Origin of the sequence: Paraburkholderia sp. C35 (assembly GCF_003121405.1) — a bacterium.
Classification (GTDB): Bacteria; Pseudomonadota; Gammaproteobacteria; order Burkholderiales; family Burkholderiaceae; genus Paraburkholderia.
This window is the reverse complement of the sequence record NZ_QBUY01000049.1, coordinates 1-19,391: the sequence shown is the minus strand read 5'-3', so window position 1 is coordinate 19,391 and position 19,391 is coordinate 1. Positions and strand designations below refer to the sequence as shown.

The following is a 19,391-nucleotide window of genomic DNA, read 5'->3' as shown; positions in this document are numbered from 1 at the left end:
TGCGAGGGCGAACGGCGATTTGAGGTTGCGTCGATGAAACCGGACAAGACGATGGCAGGCGCGCACCCTGAGGCGGACGCGGCGCCCGCGCACAGCACGGGCACGGGCACGGTGCCCAGCTTTCTCGCGGGCGGCGGCGAGATGGGCGGCCTGATACGCGCATACGACTGGCGCACGACTGCGCTGGGCGCGCCCGAGCAATGGCCGCAAAGCCTGAAGACGGCGATCCGCATCATGCTCACGTCGCGCCAGCCGATCTGGATCGGCTGGGGGCCGGAGCTGATCTTCTTCTACAACGATCCGTACAAGTCGATTATCGGCGGCAAGCATCCTGCCGCGCTCGGACAGCCGACTGCCGCCGTGTGGCGCGAAATCTGGAGCGAGATCCAGCCATTGCTGCAGACAGCGCTCGAAGGCGGTGAAGGCACTTTCACCGAGCAGAAGCTGCTCATCATGGAGCGCAACGGCTATCCGGAAGAAACGTACTACACGTTTTCCTACAGCCCGGTTCCCGACGATCACGGCGGGACGGGCGGCATCATCTGCGCGAACAGCGACGACACCGTGCGCGTGGTCGGCGAGCGGCAGTTGCGCCTGTTGCGCGAGATCGGCAGCGCGACGCGCGATGCGCTGTCGTGGCGCGACGTCTGCGAAGGCAGCGTGCGCGCGCTGGCGAGCGATCCCTACGACATCACCTTCGCGCTGTTCTATCAGACCGAACCGGGCAGTGCCACGGCATCGCTCGCGGGTTCATCCGGCATCGACGCGGCGCATCCTGCCGCCCCGCGCTCGATGGACGCGGCGCGCGATCCCGCGTGGCCGTTCATGGAGGTGCTGCGCAGCCAGCGTCTCACCGTCGTGACGGACCTTTCCGAACGCTTCGGCACGCCGCTACCCGCGCTCGCATGGCAACGTCCGAGCGCGCAGGCCGCCATCGTGCCCGTGCAGCCATCGGGCGAAACGGGGCGCGGCGGCGTGCTGGTAGTCGGACTGAATCCGTATCGACTGATTGACGACAACTATCGTTCGTTCCTGACGCTGGTGGGACGGCAGATCGGCGCCGCGCTCGGCTATGCCGACGCCTACGAAGAAGAGCGGCGGCGCGCCGAAGCCCTGGCGGAAATCGATCGCGCGAAAACGGCGTTCTTCTCGAATATCAGCCACGAATTCCGCACGCCGCTCACGCTGATGCTCGGGCCGCTCGAAGAACTGCTCGCCCGGCCCGAAGCCGCTGCCACTCAGGGCGACCGTCCGCTGCTCGAAGTCACGCATCGCAACGGCTTGCGGTTGTTGAAGCTGGTCAACGCGCTGCTCGATTTTTCGCGCATCGAAGCCGGGCGCATCGAAACGCATCCCCAGCCGACGGATCTCGCCGCCTTCACGGCCGATCTCGCATCGCTGTTCCGCTCGGCGATCGAATCGGCGGGCATGGCGCTCGAAGTCGATTGCAAGCCGCTGCCGCATCTCGTGTCGATCGATCGCGAGATGTGGGAGAAGGTCGTGCTGAACCTGCTGTCGAATGCGTTCAAGTTCACGCTCACGGGCACGATCTCCGTCAGCCTGACGACGGCGCCGGGCGGCAGCATCGAAATGCATGTCGCCGATTCGGGTATCGGCATTCCGGAGCACGAGGTGCCGCGCCTGTTCGAACGGTTTCATCGCGTCGAAGGCGCGGTGGGTCGATCGGTCGAAGGGAGCGGCATCGGGCTGGCGCTCGTCAACGAACTCGTGCGGCTGCATGGCGGCGCGATTCATGTCGAAAGCGAACTGGGTGCCGGCACACGTTTCACGGTCGTGCTGCCGCCGACGCTTCTGGTCGATCCGGCATCGGATGAATCATTGGATGAGTCAGCGCACGCAACCATGAACGCTTCAGCGAGTGCGAGCGCGCAAAGTTACGCCGATGCCGCGCTGCGCTGGCTGCCCGAGACGCAAACGGCTGCGGATACCGACGACGCCAGCGCACTGCCCGCTCCCGCCGACACCTTCCCCAACGCGAACGGCGAGCCGGCAGGCAAGCTGCTGGTGGTCGACGACAACGCCGATCTGCGCGATTACATGCGGCGCATTCTGTCGGCGGCGGGCCACGAAGTGCATGTCGCCGCTGACGGTGAAGCCGCGCTTGCGGCCGCGCGCGAGGTGCAGCCCGATCTGATCGTGTCGGATGTGATGATGCCGAAGCTCGACGGCTTCGGCCTGCTGCGCAAACTGCGCGACGACGCCGATCTGCGCGAGACGCCCGTGCTGCTGCTGTCGGCGCGTGCGGGTGAAGAAGCGAAAGTGGGCGGCCTCGAATCGGGTGCGGACGATTATCTGATCAAGCCGTTTGCGGCGCGCGAACTGCTCGCGCGCGTGGCCGGCAATCTGCAGCTTGCGCGCTTGCGGCGCGAAACCGGCAATCGTCTGCGCGAGGAATCGCGCACGCTCGAAATCCTCAATCGCGTCGGCACGGTGGTGGCGGCCGAGCTCGATCTGAACCGCGCCGTGCAGGTCGTGGTGGACGCCGCGACCGAACTGACGGGCGCCGCATTCGGCTCGTTCTTCTATAACGTGATGGACGATAAGGGCGGCAGCTACATGCTGTACACGCTCTCGGGCGTGCCGAAAGATTCGTTCGCGAAGTTTCCGATGCCGCGCAACACGTCGGTGTTCGCGCCGACCTTCAACGGCGACGGCATCGTGCGTTCCGACGACATCACGAAAGACCCGCGCTACGGGCGCAATCCGCCCCATCGCGGCATGCCCGAAGGCCATCTGAAGGTGCGCAGCTATCTCGCCGCGCCCGTGGTCTCGCGCACGGGGGAAGTGCTCGGCGGCCTGTTCTTCGGCCATCCGATGCCGGGCATGTTCACGGCACGCGCCGAGCGCCTCGTCGAAGGGATTGCCGCGCAGGCCGCGACGGCCATCGACAACGCGCGTCTGTATCAGGCCGCGCAACGCGAGATCGCAGAGCGGACCAAGGCGCAAAACGCGCTGCGCGAACTGAACGAAACGCTCGAAGCACGCGTGCTCGAAGCCGTCGCCGATCGCGACCGTCTGTGGGACTTCAGCGAAGACCTGCTGGTGGTCGCGGGCTTCAACGGCGAGTTGCAGCGCATCAGCCCGTCGTGGACGCGCGTGCTCGGCCACGACATGCACTGGCTCGCGTTGCAGTCGTACTTCTCGCTGATTCACACCGACGATCACGCGATGGTCAGAGCGAATCTCGACGAGTTGCGCCGCACGGGCGCGCCGATGCGTTTCGAGAACCGGCTGAAGCATATCGACGGCACGTGGCGCTGGATCGCGTGGACGCTGTCGCTCGATCCCGATACGGAACGCATCCACGGCGTGGGCCGCGACGTGACGAGCGATCGCGAAACCCAGGAAGCGCTGCGTCACGCGGAAGAAGCATTGCGCGTCGCGCAGAAGATGGAAGCCATCGGCAAGCTGACGGGCGGCGTCGCGCACGACTTCAATAACCTGCTGCAGGTGATCGGCGGCAATCTGCAACTGCTCGCCGACGACGTCGCCGGCATCGAGCGGCCCGCGCAGCGCGTGCGCAATGCGCTGGCGGGCGTGGCGCGCGGCGCGAAGCTGGCGTCGCAACTGCTCGCGTTCGGCCGCCGTCAGCCGCTCGCGCCGAAGGTGGTGAACCTCGGACGCTTCGTGCGCGGTCTCGACGATATGCTGCGGCGCGCTCTCGGCGACGGCATCGAGATCGAAACTGTTGTGTCGGGCGGTTTGTGGAACACGCTGGTCGATCCGTTTCAGGTGGAAAACGCGCTGCTCAATCTCGCGATCAACGCGCGCGATGCGATGGACGGCCACGGCAAGCTGACCATCGAAGCGGGCAACGCATCGCTCGACGACACCTACGCAAAGCGCCACGCCGATGTCACGCCAGGCCAGTACGTGATGGTCGCCGTCACCGATACGGGTTCGGGCATGTCCGCCGACGTGCAGGAGCACGTGTTCGAGCCGTTCTTCACCACCAAGCCCGAAGGACAAGGCACGGGTTTGGGCCTGAGCATGGTGTACGGCTTCGTCAAGCAGTCGGGCGGGCACGTGAAGATCTATAGCGAAATGGGACACGGCACGACGATCCGCCTGTACCTGCCGCGCGTGCGCGATGAAGAAGATCTCGAAACCGACATCGATGCCGGTCCGGCGAAAGGCGGCGCGGAAACCATTCTCGTCGTCGAGGACGATGAGGACGTGCGCACGACGGTCGTCGAAATGCTGGCTGCGCTTGGCTATCGCGTGCTCAAGGCGAAAGATGCGCAAAGCGCGCTCGCGATTGTCGAAAGCGGTGTGCCGATCAATCTGCTGTTCACCGATGTCGTGATGCCGGGACCGCTGCGCAGCACCGAGCTGGCGCGCAAATCGCGCGAACGTCAGCCCGGCATTGCCGTGCTGTTCACCTCGGGCTACACAGATAACGCAATCGTGCATGCCGGACGGCTGGACGAAGGCGTCGAACTGTTGAGCAAGCCTTATTCGCAGGAAGCGCTCGCGCGCAAGATCCAGCATGCGCTGCGCGTGCAATACGCGCGGCCCGACGGCGGCGTGACGTTACACGCGGAAGATTCGCAGACCGTCCGCTTCGCCGACCGGCACAACAACGAGACCTTCGATGCGATCCGTCACCTGCGCATCCTGTTCGTCGAGGACGATGAACTGGTGCGCGTCAGCACGGCGGAACTGTTGCGCACCTTCGGGCTGGAGGTTGCGGAAGCGCAGGACATCGAACAGGCGTCGCAGTTGCTCGGTGAGCGCGACTTCGACGTGCTGCTGACGGATGTGGGACTCGCGGGTGCATCGGGTGTCGATCTGGCTATCGATGCCAAAGCGCGTCAGCCCGGCCTGCACGTGATTTTTGTCACGGGCGCCGACGCGGGGTTGTCGCCGCAGCAACGCGCGCAACTCAACGATGCCGCGCAACTGCGCAAACCGTACGATCCGCTCGATCTCATCAACGCATTGCGCACGTGTGTCGATTGAAGGGGGGCGCGGGGCTCAATAGGTGATCGTCGCGATCACGGTGTCGATGTAGGTGCCTGCTTGCGGCGTGGTTTGCGGCAGCACGCGCGCGAAGACCGTCACGCTCTGCGACGATCCCGTCCCCGTGCCGGTGAGCGCAGTGGTGCCGTTCGTGCCGTCGCCCCACGGCAACGAGTAGCTCGCATTCTGATAAAGCTGATAGTGAATCCGGTCAGTGCCGCCGCTGCGCGTCATCACGCGATCGCCGACCGTTGCACCGCTGCCCGCACCCGCCGAAATCGCAATCGAATACACGTCGTCGTTCGTGCACGCGACGGTCAGCGTCCCCGTTGCCGTGAGCGTCGTGCTGAGCACGCCTGCCGTGCCGAAGTTGATGTTGGTCGCCGCGATCGTGCAGTCGTTGATCACACTCGCACCGACCGTAAAGCTGAACGTGCTGCTCGGCGACGTCAGCGATGCGCATGACGGCGCGATCAGCAGATACGCGGCATAGTCGAGCTCGGCCTGCAGCGTGCCGGCGAACATCGATGTGTAAGTGCCCGCGACGAGGCCGGGTTGCGATGCAGGCACGCGGCCATAGACGGTGAGCGTCGCGGAACCCGTGCCCGTCAGTCCCGTCTGCACGACATCGACGGCCACGGGCGAATACGTGCTCGAACCACGCGAACCCCACACGGTGCCGGCGGCGGAGGTCGTGTACAGGTTGTACTGCAACTGGCTGGTGCCGTTCAGCGCGATGCGTGGCAGGTAGCTGCTGCCGCCGCTGCCGGTGCCGAGGTTCACGCACGCACGCACGGGCAGCAATCCCATGTTCGTGCAGTTGATCGTGATCGTCGATGACGCCGTCGCCGCCGTGCCCGCCACCGGGCTGATCGGGCCGAAGCTCAGGCTCGACGCGACGGCGTTGCAGGTCTGCGCGAACGCAGGCCGCGGCACCCACGCGAGCCACGCGACGAGCAGAACGAGCCAGAACGCGCGCTTCATGATCAGGGCGCCTTGCAGGTGAACGGGCCGAGCGTCGGCAGGCCGCTGCCTTTGCGCTCGAACGGCACATCCACTTCGCACGGACCTTGCGCCGACGTCGCAGTGAAGGCGTTCTGCGGGCGCATGTCGTCGATGAACGCGAGGCCGTCGTAGCCCACCACGTAGCGTTTGCCCGTTTCACTCTGCGTCAGCACGGCGCCTGGCGGCAACGGCTTGCCCGTCGAATCGACGACGATCAGCTGCGCGCCTGTGAAATCGCGCAACGGGAAGCGTGCGAGCACGCCGGCACGCGATTGCGGCGCGAGATTCAGGCGCGTGGTCGCGACGGAGGTATCGGCGGGCAGGTCGAGCGGATCGATGGCGAGATGGTTCGGCTCGTAGGCGACAAGATCGGGCACCAGCAGATGCCCCGCGCCGTTCGTTTCGCCGATCACGCGGTTTTCATGCAGCACGGGCACGTTCGGTACGCCGTCGGTGGAGACGAGTGCGAAGGCATCGTCGATGCGGCGGCCTGCGAGCACATCGCCCGCCATCAGAACAAGCGATCCCGATGCATCCACTTCGCCATAGGTACGTGAACCGACGTTCACCACACTGCCGATCAGATCGCCGTAACGGCCGCGCCACGTGGCCTGTCCGACCGATTGCTGCTCACCGTTCTGACGCGACGTCTGCACCTGCCAGCCGAGACCGCCGCCATAGTCGGGCGTGCGTGTGACGGCTGCGCCGAACAGCGGCTTGCCGTGATCGGTGCCGGCATTCACGCTCGCATTGACCGAATTGCCCAGCACGAAACTCAGCGCGACGAACACGCCGGTGTTACCCGTGTCGCCGAAGTCGTGATAGACGCTTGCGGACAGCGACGTGCTGGCGGGCAGCGTCGTGGTCCACGCGAGCGAGCCGATGCGCGAATTGCCGTAGTACGGATCGTCGAGTCCGACGAGACTCGCGCTCGCCGTGCTCGACGATCCGAACAGGCGAAACGGCACGGCGACCGTCGCACGGTACGTGGTGCGCGGCACGGGCGTGCCTTCCGCCGACGCGAGATCGCTGTAGTGCGGCGTCGCGTGCTGCGCCTGCAGATCGATGGATAGCGACGGCAGATGCCATTGCCAGCCAGCCGAGAATTGCGCGCCGCTGCCGCCCGCTGTCGGCACCACGCCGCCCGGCGAGGTGTTGGTCGTGCCTTCGACAAAGCCGATGCCGATCGGCACGCCCGTCGTGTTCGATATGCCGGCCACAGGCACGTTGCGAGCGAGTTGCCCATCGCCGCCATTGCCTGCGCTGCCCGCTATCGCAAAGTTGAGCACGCCCGCGTTGCCTGCTTCGAAGAGCGCGCCGACGCCTGCGTTGTAGACATCGCGCGTCGCTTCGCCGTGCGTTTCGAGTGTGATGCGCGACGTGAGTCCGTGCCGGAACGATACGGATAGCGAAGGATCACCCGCGTAGTCGAATGAACTGAGCGCGTACGAGCGGCGCAGGAAGCCTGCTTCGACGGAGAAATCGGTGAGGCCTGGCGCGAGCAGGCGCGAATCGATGTAGAGCGGCACCGTCGTCATCACGCTGCGGCCGAGCACGTCGCGCGTGACGATCACCGCTTCACCCGCGCCGTTGATGGCAGGCACGGCGTTGATGACGAATGGCCCGGACGGCGCGGAACCGCTGAACTGGCGCACGTTGTTCACGTACAGATCGACGGCGCTCGGCACCGCGGACGTGCCCGCCAGCGTCGGCACCGGATAGGTGATGAGGTCGGGCCGCAGCGTGAAATCGCGCGACATCTGCGCGCCGCCCATGCGCACCGGGCGCGTCCAGGTCAGCGACGAAGAGATCGTGTCGCCGACGCGCGTGGTGATGAGCGTGTCCGGATTTGAATGACTCCACGTGGTATCGAGCCGCACATAGCGATGCAGGTTGTGATACCAGTACGCCGTGCCTGTGTTGTCGAGCAGGCCACCCGGATAGAAGAAGCGCTCCTCGCTGTAGAGGCCGTATTGCGTCGGCGAGTTGGTCTGCGCGCTGAACTCGTAGTTGATCACGAGCCCCGTGCCGCTCGCCGACACGGGCGGCCGCGCGGGATTGTTTTCGAGCGTCGCGGGCTGGCGGCGCGCATCGGTGACCTGCAGATCGATCTGCTGATGCTCGGGCCGGTACGTGTAGCGCAGCCCCGGAATCGTGCCGAGCGGGATCAGGCCGTCCTTGCCGGGCGGCGGCAGATCGTCGGTGCGAATGCCGACGTCGCGCAGTTCACCCAGCGTCGTGTAGATCATTGCATCCGTCACCACGAAGTGCGCGATCTCCTTCGTCGATTCGCCGTTGATCATCACTTCGAGATAGACGTTGCCGTTCACGGGCGACGTCGGCGTGGGCGATGCCGTTGCGTCGCGCGGCGAGGCGGACATCGGCTGCGCGGCAAGCGTGAGCGGCGGCGCGGTCGTGCTCGCGGTCGTGATCACGGTACTGGCATCGGGCGGCGCGCTCCACGCCTGCGCGCACATCAGCGGGAACGCGATGCCCGTACAGGCGCTGTAGATCGCAGCGTGTCGCCGGCGCCATGGCATCGATCCGCCGTCAACGTGCGGGCGTGCCGCCGGCAGGCGCCGCGGCGTCGGACTCCACGCGGATGCGCGCTGTCACCGGCTGCCCATTGACCACCGCCGACAAGGTCGCCTCGCTGGCATCGGCGGGCGCGTTCACGACGGGCCAGCGGCGCGTCGCGTGCGGCAGCGCGTAGCCGAGCAGACCGGGCGACAGCAGTGTCGACTGGCCGTCGTGCCAGGTCAGCTTCACCTTGCTCAATTGCGCGTGGGTCGCGTCGCGGTTCACGGCGCGCAGCATCAGCGCTGCCTGCGTGGGCGCAGGTTGTGCCGTCGGCGCAGTGAGGCCAGCCGCCGTGCGCTCGAGCACGAATTGCAGCGCGGGCGGCTTGGCATCGAGTTGCGCGCCGACGAACACAGGCACCGAATAGCGCAACTGCATTCGTACGCCAGTCGCGTCGGCGCCCTGGCCATTCGGGATTTCGTCGATCAGCAGGCGGTAGGTTTCCTCGCCGCTCACATCGCCTTTCGCGACGCGCAGGATCCGCACGGTCTGATCCGCGCCCGGCAAGACCTGAACGATAGGCGGACTCGCCACGATGTTGTCGGTGCGTTCGAGATGATCTTCGTCGGCGGTCTGGCTCCACGCGAACACGCGGACCTGCGCGTTGAGCGGCGTCGTGCCGACGTTGTGCAGCGTGAGCACGGCAGCGGGGCGGTCGGCAGCGAGGTCGAGCCGGATGGGCGTGACCTGCAGCGCGGCGGCGTCGGCCAGGCTCACATGCATGAGGCCGATGCAGCACAGGGCCGCTGCCATCGGCTGGATGCGGCGCAAAGCCTCCCCCGCGAGCCGCCGCGCGGCCCGGTTGAACGAACCTGTCATCGCGTCAGAAAGTGACGGTGGCGGTGACGGTCGAGGTATAGGTGCCCGCCGCCGGCGTGTTCTGCGGCGCGACGCGCCCGTACACGGTCAGCGTTTGTGCGGCGCCTGTGCCTGTGCCGGCAGCCGTATCGGTGCCGACTGTCTGGCCCCACGTGAGCGAACGCGCCGAATCGCGATAGAGCTGGAAGGCGACAGTCGGCACGGGCGTACCCGTTCCGCCGAGCAGCCGGTTCGCGACCGTCGAGCCCGTCACCGAGCCGGCGTCGAGTCCGACCGTGTACGGCGCACCGTTCGAGCAGGTGACGCTCAGCGTACTGGTCTGGTCGATGTTCGCGGCGATCACGCCGGAGGTACCGAAGTTGAGATTCGTCGCGGAGATCTGGCAGTCGGTCTGCAGGGTCAGCGTGACGGTGAAGGTGGTCTGACGGGTTGCGGCATTCGCGTTGAAGGGGACGACAGGTGCGGCAGCCAACGCGACAGACAAGGTCGGGACAATCAGGTTGCGCCAGCGCATTCGGATATCTCCTCGGAGCCTCCAAGCGCTATGTGCGCTTTTTAAGGCGACGATTCGATTATAGGGAGCGCCTATTGTATGAAGATGTAACTATTTGTTAGTTTTTGCCGAAAAATTGGACAAACGTATGCTAATTGCGTGTTTTGTCGCAGATTGTGCGAATTTTATGCGGTTTGTTAGAAAGCAATTTCTACCGAACTGCCGTATGAACTGGCGGCAAAAACGGCTGGCGTCTGGGCGTCCTGCTGCGCGAAATAGTCGTCCTTGTAGACGCGGAACGGCGCACCTGCCGAGCAGGCGACCTGCGGCTGCGCGGCATCCGTGTTCATCGTGCAGATGTCGTAGATGGTGAGCGAGACCTGGATCTCGCTGTTTGCGGTAGCGGCGTGCGCCGGCCGGTCGATGGCGGCGGGCGCAACGCAGAGCAGGGCCGCGACTGCGAGCGCGGCCAGGCGCCCCGTCTGTGAGGACGGTCGACGCGAAAGACGATGGAAGAACATGGAACTACCCCGTACAGATGATGCCGCGATGGCCTTGTGGCGCGATCTTGGTTGTCGCTGCCTTCTATAGAGGATAACGGCAATGCAGCGTGGGTTTTTAGCTTCCCAGTGGTCTGCCGAACATTGCGATATTTATATCCGGGTGATATTGCGCTTTCTATTTATACCCGGATATAATTCAAACATCAAAACGACACGATGCGAGGCAAGACATGACGGCTCAACCAATTATCTGCACGGCTTTTATGGGGCATCGGCGCATCGCGTCGGGTTCGCTGAAAGCCGTGGCGCTAGTCGTGAAAGCGGCGATGGAGGGCGACGACGACAGCAGTTCCGCGCTGATCTTCGACGATCTCACCAGCCGCCCGATCGAACTGGATCTGCGAGGCTCCGCGGCGGACGTGCTTGCGCGGCTCGCCGATCAGGAAGGCAGCGATTCGCCGCCGTCCGCACAGGCAAACGAAGAAACGCAAACCGCACGCGGCAGAGGGCGTCCGAAGCTGGGCGTGGTCGCGCGCGAAGTCACGCTGTTGCCGAGACATTGGGAATGGCTCAATGATCAGCCGGGCGGTGCATCGGTGGCACTGCGCAAACTGGTCGATGCGGCGCGCAATGCGAGCGAAGGCAAGGATCGCAAGCGGCAGGCGCAGGAGGCAGCGTATCGCTTCATGACGGCGATAGCCGGCGATCTGGCAGGCTACGAAGAAGCGACGCGCGCACTGTACGCGAACGACGTCGCCCGCTTCGACGCGATGACAGCCGCATGGCCCGAAGACGTGCGCGATCACGCTCGCATGCTGGCGCAGCGCGCGTTCACTACGGATACGTCCGGGAGTGCGTGATCCCTGAGCAGGGAAAAGAAAAGCAGCAGGCGAAAAAAAACCGCTCATGCCGGGGAGCATGAGCGGAAAAGTCGGAGAGTTACAACATCGCTTGCGCTTCTCAATCGGGGTCACGCAGCCATTGCAGTGTAGGGAGGGCGATATACGGCGCGCTATCAGATAACTCCCAAAGCGCATGCCGCAATAGTCGACTTCATCCAGCCGCACGCGAATCACCTCGCGCAAACCCTCATGCCGGCTTCCTTATGCCGTGCATCCGTTCATCAAGTCCGCATAACGGACGCCGTAAAGCATTGCAGCCCGCGGGTTTGCGTTGCCTGCGCCTGCCGTCGAAAGCGACGGATGAACTGTCGAGGATCACACGATGAAGTGGTTTGACCGCATGACTGTCTGGAAGAAGCTGATGATCGCGTTTGCGATCGTGATCGGATTTGGCGTGGCGGTGGGCGCGGCGGGGTTATCGGCGCTGGCGTCGATGCATGGCATCACCGAAGAGATTTCGAGCCGTCACATGGACGGCCTCTACTGGATGGAAGAGGCGAACCGCTACAAGATCGACAGCGATCTCGATGCGGCCAACCTCGGTTATGCGCCCGACGAAGCCGCGCGTCAGAAGCTCAAGGACGACATCGTCGCGTCGCTCAAGCGCATGCATGACGCGTACGCGAAATATCGCGAGACGATTTCGGGCGCTGACGGGCAATCGCTCTACGACGAGGTGCTGCGCAAGACGGAAGCGTGGGAAACGATCGTGCATCAGCAGATCGGGTTGCAACCCATTCCTGCAGGCGTCGACAACGCCGAACTGGTGCGGCGCGCGATCGCCGCAAGCGAGGCGCTGCGCGACCGCATCGTGATACTGATCGATTACCGCCGCAAGCAGGCCAACGCGGCGCAGCACGAAGCCAGCGCCGAGTACGCCAGCATGCGGGTGGTGCTGTCGCTGCTGGTGCTGGCGTCGATGGTGGTGGGTGCGGGCTTTGCGTGGTTGATCGCGCGTCGACTGACGCGCCAGCTCGGCGGCGAGCCGGATTACGCCGCGCAGATCGCGAGCCGCATCGCGGCGGGCGAGCTGGGCGTGCGCGTCGATACGCGCGCAGGCGACACGACGAGTCTGCTATACGCGCTCGCCAACATGCGCGAACAACTGGCGGGCATCGTCGGCAGGATCAGCGAGTCGAGCGAATCGATCCTGCTCGCGTCGGGCGAAATCGAGCAGGGCAATACCGATCTGTCGCAGCGCACCGAAGAGCAGGCGGCGTCGCTGGAAGAAACGGCGTCGAGCATGGAGCAGCTGACGGCCACCGTTCGCCAGAACGCCGACAATGCGCAGCAGGCGGGCGGCGTCGCGCGCGGCGCATCGGAAGTGGCCGTGCGCGGCAGCGGACTGGTCGGCGACGTGGTCGAGACGATGCGCGAACTCGCGGCGGGCTCGAAACGCATGACCGACATCATCGGTGTGATCGAAAGCATTGCGTTCCAGACCAATATTCTCGCGCTCAATGCCGCCGTCGAAGCGGCGCGCGCAGGCGAACAGGGGCGCGGCTTCGCGGTCGTGGCGGGCGAAGTGCGGGCGCTGGCGCAACGCAGTGCGGTATCGGCGAAAGAGATCAAGGAACTGATCGAAAGCTCGACCTCACGCGTGGACAGCGGCGCCGTGCTCGCCGAGCGCGCGGGCCGCACGATGGCGGAAGTCACGCAGGCCGTGCAACGGATGACGGACATCATGGGCGAGATTTCGGCGGCGTCGAGCGAGCAAAGCACGGGCATCGAGCAGGTCAACCGCGCCGTTTCGCAGATGGACGAAGTCACGCAGCAAAACGCCGCGCTGGTCGAACAGGCGGCGGCTGCGGCGGGCGCGATGGCTGATCAGGCGCGGCATCTGAAGACGGCCGTCGCGGCTTTCTCGCTTTGATTTCGCTTTGATACAACACTCGCCACAGACTGCCGCACGAGCGGGTTTTGCGCGGCTTGTCAGCGCCAGGCGCTCTCCGTACACTCGCGCGTAGTTCAAGAATCGCATCCTGGACCGCGCCGCGGCTCAACCAGCCTCGCGGCGCTCCCACACAAGATCTACGCCAATTAGAGGAGAACCCCCGCGATGGCCGATTCCTGGTTTCCGCGCTGGCGCGTCCAGCCAAAAAGCGTCGAAGGCCGCGTCGTCAATATCGACGAACGTCTGCCCGGCCCCCAAATGCTTGCAATGGGCATTCAGCACGTCGTGGCGATGTTCGGCTCGACGGTGCTCGCACCGCTGTTGATGGGCTTCGATCCCAATCTGTGCATTTTCATGTCCGGTATCGGCACGCTGCTGTTCTTCGTGCTGGTCGGCGGCCGCGTGCCGAGCTATCTCGGTTCGAGCTTCGCGTTCATCGGTCTCGTGATCGCGATCACCGGCTATACGGGGCAAGGCCCGAACATGAACATACCCGTCGCGCTCGGCGGGATTATCGCGTGCGGGGTCGTGTATATCGTCATCGGGCTGATCGTGTCGGCAGTCGGCACGGCGTGGATCGAGACGTTGATGCCGCCCGTCGTGACAGGTTCGATCGTGGCCGTGATCGGCCTGAATCTCGCGCCGATCGCCGTCAAAGGCGTGAGCGGCAGCGCGTTCGATTCGTACATGGCGCTCGTCACCGTGCTGTGCGTCGGCGCGGTGGCCGTGTTCGCGCGCGGCATGCTGCAGCGCCTGCTGATTCTCGTGGGTTTGCTGATCGCTTACGTGATCTACGCGATCGTCACGAACGGCATGGGTCTCGGCAAACCGATCGATTTTGCAGTCGTCGCCAACGCGGCGTGGTTCGGCATGCCGCACTTCATGGCGCCCGTGTTCAACGGTCAGGCGATGGCGCTGCTCGCGCCCGTCGCGGTAATCCTCGTCGCGGAAAACCTCGGCCACATCAAGGCAGTCAGCGCGATGACGGGCAAGAACCTCGATGGCTACATCGGCCGCGCGTTCATCGGCGATGGTATTGCGACGGTCGTGTCCGGTTTTGCGGGCGGCACGGGCGTGACGACCTACGCGGAAAACATCGGCGTGATGGCCGTGACGAAGATCTATTCGACGCTGGTGTTCGTGATCGCCGCCGTGATCGCGCTGATACTCGGCTTCTCGCCGAAGTTCGGCGCGGTGATTCAGACGATTCCGGGTCCGGTGCTGGGTGGTGTATCGATCGTCGTGTTCGGTCTGATCGCGGTGACGGGCGCGCGCATCTGGGTGGTCAACAAGGTCGACTTCTCCGACAACCGCAATCTGATTGTCGCTGCCGTGACGCTGGTACTCGGCGCAGGTGACTTCTCGCTGAAGTTCGGCGGCTTTGCGCTCGGCGGCATCGGCACGGCGACGTTCGGCGCGATCATTCTGTACGCGCTGCTGCGTCGCAAAGGTCCGCAAGAACCGGCGGTCTGATAAAGCGAATCATCAAGACAAAAACGGGCGCTTCGAAGGCGCCCGTTTTTTTTACTTCTTGTCGCTACGGCGCGTCACTAGCGCGGTCTCCGACAGATCGATTTCGCGCATCAGCTTGTTCATCGTATCGTCGTTGATCAGCATGCTGGTGCGCAGATTGAGTAGCGTCGCGCGCTCGGCGCGCATTGCGGCGAGCTTCATCTGAAACTCGAACGCTTCGCTGCGGCGCGCGTTTTCGGCTGGCTCGAGTTCGTCGTCGAGCGTGGCGAGGCGGCGGCGGTAGATGTCCATCACGCGCGCCGTCACGTCGGCCGCACGCGCGGACGCGGCTTCGTCGAGATCGGTGGTGACGGATTCCTGATACGCGTCGATTGCGCGGATAGCGGCTTGCGCGGCCTGGATACGCGCCGAGCGTTCTTCGGCGGCATGCGGATCAGCCCGTCTGCGCGCACCGTTCATCAGCAACGGCAAGCCGACCACGGCAACGAACAGCGACACGAGAATCACGCCCGAGGCGATGAAGATGGCGGTATCGCGTCCCGGCAACGGCTGGCCATTCGACAACGCGACGGGCAACGACAACACGCCCGCAAGCGTCACGGCGCCGCGCACGCCGGCAATCGTGGTGATCGACACGGTGCGCAAGCCAGGCACCGCATTCGCGACACCTTGCTTCGCGGCGCCGCGGCTGGCGAACCAGCGCAGCAACCAGACCCACACGAAGCGCAGCACGTACAGCGCGACGGAAACCGCCACGACGTAGAGAATCAGCCGCAGTTCGGAGCCACTCGCTTCTTCATGCGCATCGAGCAGCGCGCGGCCGATGATGTGCGGAAACTGCAGGCCCAACAGAATGAACACCATGCCGTTGAAGACGAACTCGATCATCGTCCAGGTGACAGCCGCGCGCACGCGTGCCGATGCCGGGCTGTTGCGTGCGAAGGTCGAGTAGTTCATCGCCATGCCGCCCGCGACGGCGGCAAGAATGCCGGAAAACCCGAAGTGCTCGGCAAACAGATACGCGGCGAACGGAATCAGCATCGTCATCACGACGCCGGGTGCGGGATCGCCTTCTTCGGTGAGATTGAGAAAGCGTGTCGACGCAAAGCTGAACAGCCACGCAACAGCCACGCCCGTCGCCAGTCCGCCGACTGCGATGATCACAAAGCTCACCGACGCATCGCGCAGTGAGAACACACCTGTCAGCGCCGCGGCCACGGCGAACTTCAGCGCGACGAGACCCGACGCATCGTTCATCAGCGCTTCGCCTTCGAGGATGTGCATCAGATGTTCGGGCAAGCGGTTGCGTCCGGCGGTGCCCGACAGCGCGACGGCATCCGTGGGCGACAGCACGGCGGCGAGGGCGAACGCGACGGGCAACGAGATCGACGGCACCATCGCGTGAATGAAATAGCCGACGGCGACCACCGTCATGAATACGAGGCCGAGCGCGAGCATCAGGATCGCGCGGCGCTGCATGAAGAACTCGCGCTTCGGAATGCGCCAGCCGTCCGCGAACAGCAGCGGCGGGATGAACAGCATCATGAAGAGCTCGGGATCGAAGGTCACGTGCAGGCCGAGGCGCGGCCATGCAAGCAGCGCACCGAAGGCGATTTGCACGAGCGGCAACGGCAGCTTGAACGGTATCAGTCGCACGACGACGCCCGAAGCGGCAACGGTGAGCAGCAGGATCAGAACGGTAAAGACGATATCCATCAGATACGGGCTGTGGGGAAAGAGGCGGTGGCGCGCGACGGCAGGGCGACACGCGGTGCGACCCATCACGCGACGTGAGGCATCGCGTCTGGAAAGACGATGCGGTGCGTCGGTCAGCCCGAAGTGTAGCCCGATCGTGTGAAACGGCGCTTCGAAGGCTGCAAGTTGATCGAAAGCAAAGTGCACCGTCGCAGTGCATCGCGCGCCCTTGCGCGACGCATGCGTTTCCCGCGCGGTGCACCAGTCGATGCAGATTTCCTCTATACGTGCGCCACCGTGCGCATGGACCTTGCTTATTAGGAAGTGATAACGCACATTTCGAGGACGGCCGCGGCTCTTTCGCAATCGCGACGCGCGCGCCGGGACTCTTGCGTGAGAGGATTGCATGACCATTGCGCAACAGGAAAGAACAGCAGTGCCACACGGCTTCGAGCTCAGCATGACCTCGGGCCTGCAGCGCTATTCGGTGCAACACGGCGACCTGTCGCTGACGAGCGTTTTCCAGCCGATCTTCAGTCTGTCGCACATGCGTGCCGTGGGCTACGAAGGCTTGTTGCGCGCACACGATCCATTCGATCGCGCGGTCTCGCCCATCGACGTTTTTGGTCACGCGGCGCGCGTGGGCGACGTGCTGCATGTCGACCGGCTCGCGCAGTCGCTGCATCTGGAGAACTTCAAGGTGCTCGGCGCGGAGCGCGAGTGGCTGTTTCTCAACGTGCATCCTGGCGTGCTGATCGATTCGTATCATTCGGCGGCACTGCTCGCCAATCTGAAACGCCTGAACCTGTCGCCGCGCCGCATCGTGCTCGAAGTGCTGGAGCAGAGCGCGGAAGACATCGAACGACTTGCCGATGCCGTGCGCCAGTTCCGCGAGCGTGGCTTCCTGATCGCACTCGACGACTTCGGCGCAGGGCATTCGAACATCGAGCGCATCTGGCAACTGAACCCGGACATCGTGAAGCTCGATCGCATCATGCTGTCGCACGCGGCGCATCGCGCGGGCGTCGCGTCGATTCTTCCGGGCCTTGTCGCGCTGTTGCATGAAGCGGGCAAGCTGGTGTTGATCGAAGGTGTCGAGACGGAGCACGAAGCGCATATGGCGCTCGAATGCAACGTCGATTTCGTGCAGGGCTTTTTCTTTGGACGTCCGCATCCGGGGCTTGCCGATGCCGTGCACGCGACCGAGTGCATCAGCGAGCTGACCGAGCGTTATCAGACGCAGACGGAAGAGCGCGAGCGGCGCAATTCTTCGCGGCTCGCGCCATACATTCGCGCATTCGAGCGCGCAGCGGAGCGGCTGGCTGCGGGTGAACTGCTCGACGAAGTGTGCTGGAATTTTCTTGCACTCGATCATGCGGCGCGCTGCTATCTGCTCGACGAAAAGGGGCGCCAGGCGGGACGCAATGTCGTGCTGCGGGCGGACCGTGCATCGCACGAGACGCGCTTTTTGCCGCTATCGGATGCGCAGGGCGCGAACTGGCTGCGCCGCCCGTATTTCCGCACGGCGATGGATGCGCCCGAGCGCGTGCATGTGACACGGCCTTATCTGTCGATCAACGAAGCCGTGCCTTGCGTGACGTTGTCGGTGGCGACGCAGATCGGCGCGCGCATGTGCGTGCTGTGCGGCGATATCGACTGGTACGAGGAGCCGCGGTTCTGAGATCATGTCGGGTGTGTACTTCACGACGTGATTCTTTGTCATGCGAAACGAACGGGTGTTGCTGGAAGTCATCGCGACGACAGTCGACGACGCGATTGCCGCCGAGCGCGGCGGGGCTGATCGGCTCGAACTTGTCACGGCGATGGGCGAGGGTGGATTGACGCCGAGCATCGGCATGATTGAAGCCGTGGTGGCGGCGGTGTCGATTCCTGTCAATGTGATCGTGCGGCCGCATAGCCGGTCTTTCGTTTATTCCGTGGATGATTTTGCGGTGATGCTGCGGGACGTGCGCGGGGCTAAAAATGCCGGGGCGAATGCCGTGGTGATTGGCATGTTGACGGCATCACGTCGGGTTGATCGCGATGGCTTGCAGCGTGTCGTCGATGCGGCTGATGGGATGCCGATTACGTTTCATCGTGCGTTCGATGAAGCGGCGGATTTACTCGAAGCGCTTGAGGTGCTGCTTGAGTTCGATGCTGTCACTAACGTGCTGACTTCGGGGGGGAAGCCTTCCGTGCTGGATGCAGCGGTTGAGATTCGGGCTCTTATGGCGCGTGCTGTTGGATCGCACTGTACCGTGCTTGCCGGGGCTGGGTTCACTGTTGAACGTGTTCGTGACTTTGTTTGCGCTACGCGCGTTGAAGCTGTGCACTTTGGATCCGGTGTGAGGGTCGGTGGTGCCGGGCTTGCTCCTGTTTCCGAACAGAAGGTTCGGGAGGTGCGAGGGTTGTTGGATTAGGGATGTTTTGTTGTCTGCGACGCCTAAGGTGGTTTGCTTTTGCTTTCTATGGCATCCGCGGTTTGGTGTTGGTTTGCCTGGGTCGCCCCTGTGCGGGGCAGCACCTACTTTTCTTTGCCGCGGCAAAGAAAAGTAGGCAAAAGAAAGCCGCTGAACACCGCCAGCCCTTGTACTTGCCTGCGGGCCCCCAGCCGGTCCTATCCTTCACACGACATCACTCGTCTTGATGCCCGCTGCCAGCGCTCTTTAAGGGCGCATCACCCTCTTCAAACACCCGTGTCTTAGCGAGCCTTACCCGTCAGTCCACGGCCGCCCAGGTGGCAAACGGTGTGTCGGTTATCGCGCCTTATGCGCATCACTTCGGACTGAAAAGCAAGGTTGGTGTGTCTTGTAGGATCGCCGACGCAGAATGTGCGACAACCTACACACCGTTTGCCACCTGGGCTGCAGATACGATTCGCTGCCGCTTGGGGCGCTACGGGAGATTGAAGTGGGGTAGGCAAATATTCGAAGCGATAGCAACGGGCGGTGACTGAGAGGTTGCCGAGTGAAGGATAGGAACCGTTGGGGGCCCGCAGGCAAAGACCGAAGCGGGCGGTGTTAGCCCGCTTTCTTTTGCCTACT

The 19,391-nt window shown here is 64.2% G+C and carries 12 protein-coding genes; 6 read left to right on the top strand and 6 right to left on the bottom strand.

Annotated elements, in window-relative coordinates; translation table 11 throughout:
- The first annotated feature begins 33 nt into the window (after window positions 1-33).
- Window positions 34-4,983 (top strand): response regulator, encoded by a 4,950-nt coding sequence (locus tag DK391_RS25305; protein WP_109480778.1) that lies wholly within the window; start codon window positions 34-36, stop codon window positions 4,981-4,983.
- A gap of 15 nt (window positions 4,984-4,998) precedes the next feature.
- Here DK391_RS25305 and DK391_RS25300 read toward each other — a convergent pair whose 3' ends face one another.
- From DK391_RS25300 to DK391_RS25280, 5 genes are all read right to left on the bottom strand, one after another.
- Window positions 4,999-5,967 (bottom strand): spore coat protein U domain-containing protein, encoded by a 969-nt coding sequence (locus DK391_RS25300; RefSeq protein WP_109480740.1) that lies wholly within the window; start codon window positions 5,965-5,967, stop codon window positions 4,999-5,001.
- A gap of 2 nt (window positions 5,968-5,969) precedes the next feature.
- The gene (locus DK391_RS25295; protein ID WP_239482945.1) at window positions 5,970-8,528 is read right to left on the bottom strand and encodes a fimbria/pilus outer membrane usher protein; all 2,559 of its coding nucleotides are present in this window, start codon (window positions 8,526-8,528) and stop codon (window positions 5,970-5,972) included.
- A 10-nt stretch (window positions 8,529-8,538) separates the two neighbouring features.
- Window positions 8,539-9,387 (bottom strand): molecular chaperone, encoded by an 849-nt coding sequence (locus DK391_RS25290; protein ID WP_239482944.1) that lies wholly within the window; start codon window positions 9,385-9,387, stop codon window positions 8,539-8,541.
- 4 nt (window positions 9,388-9,391) lie between these two features.
- Window positions 9,392-9,901, bottom strand: a complete 510-nt coding sequence (locus DK391_RS25285; RefSeq protein ID WP_109480739.1) for a spore coat U domain-containing protein — start codon at window positions 9,899-9,901, stop codon at window positions 9,392-9,394.
- A 176-nt stretch (window positions 9,902-10,077) separates the two neighbouring features.
- Complete coding sequence (locus tag DK391_RS25280; RefSeq protein WP_109480738.1) at window positions 10,078-10,401, bottom strand: hypothetical protein; 324 nt, start codon at window positions 10,399-10,401, stop codon at window positions 10,078-10,080.
- Between the two features lie 212 nt (window positions 10,402-10,613).
- On the opposite strand from DK391_RS25280, the gene DK391_RS25275 reads away from it, so the two are divergent.
- The 3 genes from DK391_RS25275 (at window position 10,614) to DK391_RS25265 (ending at window position 14,652) form a co-directional block, all read left to right on the top strand.
- Complete coding sequence (locus DK391_RS25275; protein WP_109480737.1) at window positions 10,614-11,243, top strand: DUF2239 family protein; 630 nt, start codon at window positions 10,614-10,616, stop codon at window positions 11,241-11,243.
- Between the two features lie 364 nt (window positions 11,244-11,607).
- Window positions 11,608-13,158, top strand: a complete 1,551-nt coding sequence (locus DK391_RS25270) for a methyl-accepting chemotaxis protein (protein WP_109480736.1) — start codon at window positions 11,608-11,610, stop codon at window positions 13,156-13,158.
- 186 nt (window positions 13,159-13,344) lie between these two features.
- Entirely contained in the window at window positions 13,345-14,652 is a 1,308-nt protein-coding gene (locus DK391_RS25265) for a solute carrier family 23 protein (RefSeq protein ID WP_109480735.1), read from the top strand.
- A gap of 51 nt (window positions 14,653-14,703) precedes the next feature.
- Here the strand turns inward: DK391_RS25265 and DK391_RS25260 are convergent, their stop codons facing one another.
- Window positions 14,704-16,368, bottom strand: coding sequence for a Na+/H+ antiporter (locus DK391_RS25260; RefSeq protein ID WP_109480775.1), 1,665 nt, complete (start codon window positions 16,366-16,368; stop codon window positions 14,704-14,706).
- 385 nt (window positions 16,369-16,753) lie between these two features.
- Between DK391_RS25260 and DK391_RS25255 the strand changes: the two genes are divergently transcribed.
- Both DK391_RS25255 and DK391_RS25250 read left to right on the top strand, forming a co-directional pair.
- Window positions 16,754-18,028: an EAL domain-containing protein gene (locus DK391_RS25255; protein ID WP_109480734.1), complete on the top strand. Its 1,275-nt coding sequence runs from the start codon at window positions 16,754-16,756 to the stop codon at window positions 18,026-18,028.
- Window positions 18,029-18,068: 40 nt separating this feature from the next.
- Entirely contained in the window at window positions 18,069-18,767 is a 699-nt protein-coding gene (locus DK391_RS25250; RefSeq protein ID WP_109480733.1) for a copper homeostasis protein CutC, read from the top strand.
- The last annotated feature ends 624 nt before the right edge of the window (window positions 18,768-19,391 follow it).